A 9,517-nucleotide genomic window follows, 5' to 3' on the forward strand; every position below is an offset into this window, starting at 1 on the left:
GGCCGGTTTTCCTTTCCGATGGTGGCGATCATGGGGATGCCGAAGACGATCGTGGGATCGATCTGGGATTCCCACCACACAGCGGTGCCGGTGCCGGCCACGGGCATACCGATCAGCTTACCGATACCTTGTTCCTTATAGACGTAGGGGAAGATAAAAGCGTCGCTGTAGTTGGACTCGCTCATGAGCACGCAGGAAGGTTTCTGCCAGCGGTTCATCGGCTCGCCCCCATCCAGGAGATGTCCCTGGGGCGCAAACGACAGGTAGTGCTTGCCGCTCAGGAAGGTGCTGAGGTCGTCGTGGAGCCAGCCGCCTCCATTGAAACGGGTATCCACGATCAACGCCTTTTTATCGGCTTCCTTGCCCAGGACGCGGTCGAAGACCTCGCGGTAACTGCCGTCATCCATGCCTTCCACGTGTACATACCCGATCTTACCGCCGCTCAGCTTGTCCACCATGTCTTCTTCGCGTTTGACCCAGCGCTTATAGAGGAGCGCGTTTTCTTCGCCCTTGTTGATAGGCCGCACCGTCTCATCCCAGCGGCTGCCGCTGGCCGGGTCGTAAATGCTGAGCAAGGTATTGTCGCCTTCTGTCAGGTTCAACCATTTCGCCCAGTCCACGTCGTCGGTGATGGCGTTGCCATTGATCTTTTCGAGGATGTCGCCGGCCTTGACCTTGGTGGTCGCTTTGTCGACCGGTCCGCCTGAGATGACCTCCGTGATCTTCAGGCCATTGCCCGTATAGGTCTCGTCATAGAACAACCCCAGGACGGCGGTGCGGTCGGGGTTGCTGGCGCGCGGCCGGTATCGGCCGCCCGTATGGGAAGAATTAAGCTCGCCGAGCATCTCGCTCAGGAGCTCCTGGAAATCGTAGTTGTTGCTGATGTAAGGCAAAAAGCGGGCGTAGGTAGCTTTATACCCGGCCCAGTCGATGCCGTGGATCTTGGGATCGTAGAGCTTCTTCTCCACCTGGCGCCAGGCGTGCTCGAAGATGTAGGCCCTTTCGGCGGCCGCGTCCAGGTCCATCTCCCCGTTGATGCCGATGGGCGTCATCTTTCCGCTTTCGGCGTCGATCTTAGCCAGACCGCCGTTGTTGCTGACAAAAAGGCTTTTACCATCCTTGCTCAATTCGATACCGCTGCCGCCGCCGCCCAGCTTGGCCAGGATGCGGGTGTCGTGGGTGCGGGTCTCGGTCACCCAAAGGTCGAAGCCCTTTTCAAAGGCGGAGAGATAGAAGAGCTTGCTGCCGTCCGCGTTCAGGACGTAGTCGGCCAGCGAAGAGCTGTTGATGGTCAGGCGTACCTTACGGTTTTCCAATCCATTCAGGTCGAGGACGAGCTCCTTGTCCTTTTTCTTGGTGCTGTCCTTTTTCTCCTTTTCTTCCAGGAGGGCATAGTCGTCCTTGCTCAATTCAAAGCGGTCATAGGCATCCTTGTCGAAAAAGACGGCGTAGACGTCCGACTCCGCCGATCCCTGGTTGGCCAGGGATTTACGGCCCTCCAGGTTGCTGGTCCAGGTCATGACCTTGCCGCCAAGGGCCCATTTGTTATTGTTCTCGCCAAAACCGCTAAGGACCGGGTATTGGATCGTGCCGCTGCCGTCAGCCTTGATCAGGGCGGCGTGCGAGCGGCCGAAGTGACCCTGCGAATCGTCGGTGATGATCCATTTGCTGTCCGGACTCCAGACGAAGTCCCAGTCCCCGTCGGCGTAGGAATAGTTGTGTCCCGCGGGCAGGAGGGTGCGGCTCTTCCTGGAGGCGAGGTTATAGATCTTGAGCACATTGCGTTCTTCGATATACGCGACCTCCTTGCCGTCGGGGGAATACTTGGGCTGGTACTCCTCGGCTTCGGTAGCGATCAGGGGCTCTTCCTTGATCAGGGTCGAGGCGTAAAAGTAGGGTTCCTCCGCGCGTTCGATGGAGGCGCGCATGATGTCCCAGCTGTCCCCGCGTTCGGTGGCGTAGACCAGGCTGCGGCCGTCCGGCGCCCACTGGACCATGCGTTCCTGCTGGGGCGTGTTGGTGATGCGTTTGGTTTGGGTCCCCTCGACGCTCGTGACGAAAACCTCGCCACGGCTGACGAAGGCGATTTCCTTGCCGTTGGGGCTCACCGTGAATTCGGTGATGTTGCCGTTGATGGGCAGGTTCCGGTCGACGCCGGCCCGGCCGTCGTTTTCGATGCGGATGGCGACCTTGGTGGGCGTGCCGCCTTCCTTCATGGTATAGATTTCGCCGTTCCAGGTAAAACAGAATGTATTGTCGCCCGACCGGCTGAGGTGACGCACGGGGTTGTCCTTGAAGTTCGTTAGCTGCGTCGGCGCCGCGCCGTCGATGGAGGTTTTAAAGAGGTTTTGGTTGCCGTTTTGTTCGCTCAGATAATAGATCGTCCGGTCGTCGGCGCCCCAGATAGGTTCCCGGTCTTCGCCCTGGAAAGGCGTGACCCGGGTGTACTTGCCGCTGGCGATGTCGAACGTCCAGATGTCCTTGGTGACGGCCGACGTATGGTGCTTGCGCCATTCGTCTTCGTAGCCCTTGGTATCCTGGAAAACGATGGCCGTGCCCTTGCTGTTGTAGCGGGCGTCTTCCATACCCGCGGCGCTGACGAGCACGGCGCGGCCGCCGGTGACGGGCACCTTGTACAGGTTGTTGAACAGGGTAATGCTAAAACGGACGCTGGTAGCGGTCGAGTTCCGGCCGCTGCCAAAGATGACCGTTTTGTCGTCCGGGGAGAAATCGTATGGGTAGTCACCCGCGCTATTGTACGTCAACCGGACCGGCGTGCCGCCGGTGGCGGGCATGACAAAGACGTCGAAGTTGCCGTAGCGGTCCGAAGCAAAGGCGATGTATTTGCCGTCATGGCTCCAGACCGGCATCATGTCGTGGGCTTCGTGTATCGTCAGGGGTGTGGCCACGCCCCCCGCGGCATCCACGCGATAAATGTCGCCCTTATAACCAAAGGCGATGGTTTTACCGTCGGGAGATATGGCGGGATAGCGTAGCCAAAGGGGTGTAACTTGCGCTTGCGTGGCTACCGCGCAGCAGCATAGGCTCAGGGTCAGCATCCAGATTTTCTTCATGATTACCGTTTTTAGTAATGTTGCAATATACGGCCCGTCTACATGCGCTCAAAACCATTCACTCAATTTTGGATGTCTCGTTCCGGTCTGATTCGACCGCTTGTCCCTTTTGATGCTGTATCGGACCGGATTATGCCGCTCGATTTGTCCACAGCCTCGGGTCTTTCGCCGGAGGTATTTGGCGACCTAGATAAGTTCAGTGCGTTTATCGATGACCGGTTGCGGGGCAATCGTTATCTCGTCGGCGGCTATGCGGAGCTGCGCGCGATCTACGCGTCGAGCGCGTTGTTCGACGGTTCCGAGCCCCGTCGGCTACACCTGGGCGTGGATATATGGGGCGCGGTGGAAACGCCGGTGTTTGCGCCTTTTCCCGGGCGGGTGCACAGTCTTGCGTTTAACGAGGCCCGGGGGGACTATGGGGCGACGCTCATTTTGGTGCACGAGGGGCCGGTGGCCGTGTGGCATACATTGTACGGGCACCTCGGTCTTTCGTCGCTTGCCGGCCGCACCCCCGGCGATATCGTTGCCGCCGGTGACCGCATCGCTTCTTTTGGCGCGCCGCCCGAAAACGGCTGGTGGCCGCCACACCTCCACTTCCAGGTCATCCTGGACATGGAGGGGCTGGTGGGCGATTATCCCGGTGTCTGCAGGGCGTCGGAGCGTGAGTACTACCTGGAGAACTGCCCCGATCCCATGCCCCTGTTGGGTTTTATGCGGTTGTAAAAACCGCCGTAGTTGCCCGTGCGCACTCCTTCTTCCTTAAAGAACTCACCCGGGAAGCCCAGGTCGATGGCGCTGGCCTTGTCGAGGCGGTCGAGCTGGTCCTGCGTCAGGCGCACGTCGAGGCACTTCAGGTTCTCGGCCAGCTGCTCCGGCTTGGTGGCGCCTACGATGGGGATACACGGGATGTCCTGCGCCCGCGTCCATTGCAGCGCCACGTGCGCCGGTTTCGCGTCGAGCTCGTCCGCGATTTGTATAACCGTTTCAGTGATGGCCCGGCTTCGGTCGTCCAGGCGCTTGCTTTCAGGTTTGATACGTCCTTTTTCGCCCCTCTGGTACTTTCCGCTGAGCGCGCCGCCCGCCAGCGGCGCCCAGGGCGTGAGGGTCATACCAAAGTGCCGGGCCATCGGGATCAATTCCCGCTCGGGGGTGCGTTGGAGCAGGCTGTACTCGACCTGGAGGGCGATAAACGGCGTCCAGCCCATGAGCGTCGCCAGGGTATTTCCCTGGGATACCACCCAGGCAGGGGTGTCGCTGATCGCGGCGTAACGGATCTTGCCCTGGCGCACGAGATCATCCAGACCCCTTAACACCTCTTCGACAGGCGTCAGCAGGTCCCAGATATGCAGGTACAATACGTCGATGAAATCGGTTTGCAACCGGCGAAGGCTGCCTTCCACGCTCCGCATCATGTTCTTGCGGTTGTTGCCGGAGGCGTTGGGGTTCGTCTGGTTGTCGTAGAGGGAATACTTCGTGGCGACCACGAAAAAGTCACGGTCTTTTTGGGACATGAATTCCCCGATGATCTTTTCGCTGGTGCCGTCCTTGTACCGGTTGGCGGTGTCCAGGAAGTTCCCGCCCTGCGCGGCGTAGTCTTCCAGGATGCGGAAGCTGGTCTCCTTGTCCGCGCCCCAGCCGTTTTCTGTTCCGAAACCCATGGTGCCCAGGCATAATTCCGATACTTTCAGGCCGCTCCTGCCGAGTAACGTGTAGTTCATAGTCTCAAGTTTGTGCCCTAAAGATAAAGCCTTAGGTTTGTAGCCGGATATGAGCAATCCCCATCTTAATAGCGGCAGCGACCAGCAAAGCCCGGCGGACCGGGAGTTCGAGAACAACATACGCCCCCGGGAAATCGAGGATTTTTCCGGTCAGCCCCAGATCGTCGAAAACCTGAAGATTTTTATCAAAGCCGCCAAGCTCCGGGGTGAAGCCCTCGACCATATCCTTTTCCACGGTCCCCCCGGGCTGGGCAAAACGACGCTCAGCCGTATCGTCGCCGCCGAGCTCGGCGTCGGCATCAAGGAGACCTCCGGCCCGGTCATTGAAAAACCCGCCGACCTGGCGGGGCTATTAACGAGCCTCGAACCCCACGGGGTGCTTTTTATTGACGAGATTCACCGGCTCTCCACCGTGGTTGAAGAGTACCTCTACGCCGCGATGGAGGACTACCGCATCGACATCCTGATCGACTCCGGTCCCAACGCCAAGAGCATCCAGATCAACCTCAACCCCTTTACGCTGGTGGGCGCCACCACCCGGAGCGGCCTGCTCACCGCGCCGCTCCTATCCCGTTTTGGCATCAAGTCCCGCCTGGAATACTACGACGCCAACACCCTCCAAAAGATCGTGACGCGTTCCGCTTCCATCCTAGGCACCCGCATCACCTCCGACGCCGCCGGCGAAATCGCCCGCCGGAGCCGCGGCACGCCCCGTATCGCCAACGGCCTGCTGCGTCGTGTCCGGGACTTCGCCCAGGTCCTCGGCAACGGCGTCATCGACCTTGCCATCACCCAGCACAGCCTCCGCGCACTCAACGTAGACGAGCACGGCCTCGACGAAATGGACAACCGCATCCTCGGCGCCATCATCGACAAGTTCAAGGGCGGTCCCGTTGGGATCACCACCATAGCTACCGCCGTCGGTGAAGAGACCGGCACCCTCGAGGAGGTCTATGAGCCTTTCCTGATCCAGGAGGGCTTCATCAAGCGCACGCCCCGCGGGCGCGAGGCCACCGAGAAGGCGTACGCGCATCTGGGGCGGAAGATGGGGTCACGCGGTAGTGACCAGCTACTTTTTTAGATAGTACAATGTAGTAGAATGTAGCATATTATATAATTGATTTTCAATTGTATACTCTGTTAGGCGGCTTAAAAAATACTAAACAAATTAGTATGCTTTTTTGTAAAAGAATTTACCTTTGTAATCAATGAGGGGATTCAATCATAGGAAATCGGTTCAAGCACTGAATTATCTCGCAGGAAAAGCTGGTGGCCAGATGAACAAGATGAAGGCCATAAAGCTTATCTGGCTTTCAGACAGGTTGCACTTGCGGAAATACGGTAGAACAATTACCGGCGACGTTTACTTCGCAATGCCGTTAGGCCCCGTTCCTTCCACGACAAGAGACATCCTGGAGCATAACAAGTATTCGCTGAGTGATGATGAGTTAAACTATACTTCAGAGTTCCTGACGGTATTATCCGATTACGAATATGCTTCAACTAAAGAACCTAATTTAAAGGTCTTTTCAAAGACGGATGTCGAAGCAATTGATGAAGTATTTAATGTATACGGGCATATGGAGCCGTTTTCATTGAGTAACGTCTCCCACGCTTTTCCCGAATGGAAGCGATATGAATCTGCACTGAAGCAGAAATTAGCGTCCCGATTCGAGATGGACGTGCTGGATTTTTTTGAAAAAAGCGATGACGTTATTGGGCCCTTCAACGAATCCGTCGAATCGCTTGCGTTGGCAAAGGAAGTCTATATCGAAAATAAGAACTTGTTATCCGCTTTGCAGTGAGACTTCCAATCGATGTGTTCCTGAAATCCATTGAAGAGAAAAAAGTCTATTTTTTCTCAACAGAGAAAATAAATACACCAGCGCCCCATTTTTTTATTTGTGTCCGGCGGACAAATAACGATTTGCTGATCTTTACATGTTGCACTTCGCAATTTGAAAAGCGTAGACGGTTTATTGAATCGAGGGGACTGCCTTTCGAGACGCTGGTCTATATAAAGCCCAAAGACGATGGTAACCCTTTTGATAGGGATACTTATGTGGATTGTAACGATTGCGAGATTTTTACTCTTGAAGAGCTCGCTGAAAAATATAAAACAGGTGGAGTCGAATTCTCGGGCGAAATATCCGATGTCTATTATGAGCAAATCCTCATTGGGCTCCATGCGAGCCCTCTGATCGACGAGGAGACAAAAGAATTGATTCCCACGTCATTGTAGACCTACAATTCCTTACAAATGTTTTTGACGATACCGGGACCTTCGTAAATGAACCCGGTCCACACCTGCACGAGCGTCGCGCCGGCGGCGAATTTCTCGCGGGCGTCGGCGGCGGTGAAGATACCGCCGGAGCCGATGATTGGGAGCGACGGGGCGTGGGTGTGGATGTGGTGGATGACGTCGGTGGAACGTTGTTTTAGCGGGCCGCCGCTGAGACCGCCGGCGCCGATATTGGCTACGGTCGTGGCGGGGGTTGTCAGGCCCTCGCGGCTGATCGTGGTGTTGGTGGCGACAAGACCGTCGAGGCGGGTTTCGCGGGCGAGGTCGATGATGTCGTCGAGCTGGCTTTCGGTGAGGTCGGGGGCGATTTTCAACAACAACGGGTGGCCGTTATTGATGGCTTGCACCTCGCTCAGGATGCGGCGCAGCGCGTCCTTTTCCTGGAGCGCGCGGAGGCCGGGGGTGTTAGGAGAGCTGACGTTGACGACGAAGTAGTCGACGCAGTCTTGCAATTCGCGGAAGCACCTGACGTAGTCGTCGGAGGCGTTATCGTTGGGGGTATCCTTGTTCTTGCCGATGTTACCGCCAATGACGAGGGCTGACGGCGTAGCGCCGGTGCGCGCGGCTCCCACGGATGTGCCGGTGCGGCTGCGCCACGCGCGGATGCGTCCCGCCGCCGCGGCGGCGCCCTCGTTGTTGAAGCCCATGCGGTTGATCAGCGCGTGGTCCTGGGGGAGGCGGAAGAGGCGGGGGCGGTCGTTGCCGGGTTGGGGGCGCGGGGTGACGGTGCCGACTTCGACAAAGCCAAAGCCGAGGATATCCAGCTCGGAAAGATAGCGGCCGTTTTTATCGAAACCGGCGCCGAGCCCGACGGGGTTACGGAATGCCAACCCGAATGCGGTGACCGGATGCTCAGACCGGTAGGCGCTCCGGAGGGCGCCGCGCATGGGCGGAACGCCACCGGCGACGCGGAGGGAATCCATGGCGAAATGATGGACGGATTCGGTGGAAAACTGGAACAGGATCTTGCGGAGCAGTGCGTACATCATCGGAGGGCGAAGATAGAACAGTTGGGTGGCCCCTGGAAATTTTGTAGATTTGAGGTGGACCAATCAGACTAGTTTATGCAAGACGCTTTTATCGTGGCTGGATACAGGACGGCAGTGGGTAAGTCCAAACGCGGGGGGTTACGTTTTTACCGTCCGGACGACCTGGCGGTGGAGGTGATCCAGGGGGTCCTGGCATCGGTACCCCAGCTGGACCCGCACCGGGTGGACGACCTGATCGTGGGGAATGCCGTCCCCGAAGCGGAGCAGGGTCTGCAGATCGGCCGTATGATCTCGGTACGCGCGCTGGGTATAGACGTGCCCGGTATGACGGTGAACCGTTATTGCGCTTCCGGTCTGGAGACGATCGCCATTGCCACGGCAAAAATCCGCAGCGGACAAGCGGAATGCATCATCGCGGGTGGCACCGAAAGCATGAGCCTGGTACCGACCTCGGGGTGGAAAACCGTTCCGGCCTGGTCGGTGGCGTCCACCACGCCAGACTACTACCTGAGCATGGGTCTTACCGCGGAAGCGGTGGCCAGGGAGTTCAACGTCTCCCGCGAGGACCAGGACCAATTCGCGCTCCGTTCGCATCAAAAGGCCATGGTGGCCATACAACAGGGCTATTTCAAACCCGGCATACTCCCCATCTCCGTCGAGGACACGTTCGTGAACGCCGCAGGCAAGCGGGAGAAAAAATCTTACGTGGTCGATACCGACGAAGGCGTTCGCGCCGACACCTCGATCGAGGCCCTGGCCAAGTTAAAACCGGTCTTTGCCGCCGGCGGTTCGGTTACCGCGGGTAACTCATCCCAAACCAGCGACGGCGCCGCATTCGTCGTCGTCATGGGGGAGAACATGGTAAAAGAGCTCGGGCTGAAACCCCTGGCCCGCCTTGTCTCCTGCGCTTCGGCGGGTGTGCATCCCCGTATCATGGGGATCGGGCCGGTAGCGGCGGTGCCCCGCGCCCTCAAGCAGGCCGGGATGTCCCTTAGCCAGATCGACCTGGTCGAGCTCAACGAGGCCTTCGCCAGCCAGTCGCTGGCCGTCATCCGCGAACTCGGCATGAACCCGGAGATCGTCAACATCAACGGGGGCGCTATCGCGCTGGGTCACCCGCTGGGCTGTACCGGTACGAAGCTCACCATCCAGATGATGCACGAGCTGCGCCGCCTGGGCAAGCGCTACGGCATGGTCACAGCCTGCGTGGGCGGCGGACAAGGCATCGCGGGGATCATCGAGCTATTGAATTAATTTGAATTTTTATTGTCCACCGCCCGGCGGCGTGCCCGGAATAGTCGAGGGATGCTACTTGTCCACCGGCTAGCGGCGTGCCCGGAATAGTCGAGGGGTGCTACTTGTCCGCTGGCTGACGGCGTGCCCGGAATAGTCGAGGGGTGCTACACCTTTTTACCGCGTTTTGCGGTGCCCCGC

General features: G+C 58.3%; 7 protein-coding genes. 4 read left to right on the forward strand and 3 right to left on the reverse strand.

Annotated elements, in window-relative coordinates; genetic code table 11:
* Positions 1–3,074: S41 family peptidase (locus tag VL547_RS22825; RefSeq protein ID WP_325582349.1), on the reverse strand; the 3,074-nt coding region annotated here is incomplete at its 3' end.
* A 132-nt stretch (positions 3,075–3,206) separates the two neighbouring features.
* On the opposite strand from VL547_RS22825, the gene VL547_RS22830 reads away from it, so the two are divergent.
* A complete protein-coding gene (locus VL547_RS22830; RefSeq protein WP_325582351.1) occupies positions 3,207–3,797 on the forward strand; it encodes a peptidoglycan DD-metalloendopeptidase family protein in 591 nt (196 codons plus the stop codon).
* Here VL547_RS22830 and VL547_RS22835 read toward each other — a convergent pair.
* Positions 3,743–4,792, reverse strand: a complete 1,050-nt coding sequence (locus VL547_RS22835) for an aldo/keto reductase (RefSeq protein ID WP_325582353.1) — start codon at positions 4,790–4,792, stop codon at positions 3,743–3,745. The two genes, VL547_RS22830 and VL547_RS22835, sit on opposite strands and share 55 nt — an antisense overlap.
* Positions 4,793–4,841: 49 nt before the next feature.
* Here VL547_RS22835 and ruvB point away from each other — a divergent pair, with 49 nt between their 5' ends.
* Together ruvB and VL547_RS22845 are read left to right on the forward strand one after the other, a co-directional pair.
* On the forward strand, positions 4,842–5,873 hold the full coding sequence (gene ruvB / locus VL547_RS22840; protein ID WP_325582355.1) for a Holliday junction branch migration DNA helicase RuvB: 1,032 nt from the start codon (positions 4,842–4,844) through the stop codon (positions 5,871–5,873).
* A gap of 127 nt (positions 5,874–6,000) precedes the next feature.
* Positions 6,001–6,597, forward strand: a complete 597-nt coding sequence (locus tag VL547_RS22845; protein WP_325582357.1) for a Panacea domain-containing protein — start codon at positions 6,001–6,003, stop codon at positions 6,595–6,597.
* A gap of 439 nt (positions 6,598–7,036) precedes the next feature.
* Here the strand turns inward: VL547_RS22845 and VL547_RS22850 are convergent, their stop codons facing one another.
* Positions 7,037–8,083 carry a quinone-dependent dihydroorotate dehydrogenase gene (locus VL547_RS22850; RefSeq protein WP_325582360.1) on the reverse strand — a complete coding sequence of 349 codons (1,047 nt, stop codon included), beginning with the start codon at positions 8,081–8,083 and terminating at the stop codon, positions 7,037–7,039.
* A 75-nt stretch (positions 8,084–8,158) separates the two neighbouring features.
* Here VL547_RS22850 and VL547_RS22855 point away from each other — a divergent pair, with 75 nt between their 5' ends.
* Positions 8,159–9,337 (forward strand): acetyl-CoA C-acyltransferase, encoded by a 1,179-nt coding sequence (locus VL547_RS22855; protein WP_325582362.1) that lies wholly within the window; start codon positions 8,159–8,161, stop codon positions 9,335–9,337.
* The last annotated feature ends 180 nt before the right edge of the window (positions 9,338–9,517 follow it).

This window comes from Dinghuibacter sp., assembly GCF_035492835.1.
Taxonomy (GTDB): domain Bacteria; phylum Bacteroidota; class Bacteroidia; order Chitinophagales; family Chitinophagaceae; genus Dinghuibacter.

What these genes read in the sequence shown, in the direction of transcription:
- VL547_RS22835 (WP_325582353.1), bottom strand. Translation starts at nt 4,792, where the DNA reads ATGAACTACACGTTACTCGGCAGGAGCGGCCTGAAAGTATCGGAATTA.
- VL547_RS22855 (WP_325582362.1), top strand. Translation starts at nt 8,159, where the DNA reads ATGCAAGACGCTTTTATCGTGGCTGGATACAGGACGGCAGTGGGTAAG.
- ruvB (WP_325582355.1), top strand. Translation starts at nt 4,842, where the DNA reads ATGAGCAATCCCCATCTTAATAGCGGCAGCGACCAGCAAAGCCCGGCG.
- VL547_RS22850 (WP_325582360.1), bottom strand. Translation starts at nt 8,083, where the DNA reads ATGATGTACGCACTGCTCCGCAAGATCCTGTTCCAGTTTTCCACCGAA.
- VL547_RS22830 (WP_325582351.1), top strand. Translation starts at nt 3,207, where the DNA reads ATGCCGCTCGATTTGTCCACAGCCTCGGGTCTTTCGCCGGAGGTATTT.
- VL547_RS22845 (WP_325582357.1), top strand. Translation starts at nt 6,001, where the DNA reads ATGAGGGGATTCAATCATAGGAAATCGGTTCAAGCACTGAATTATCTC.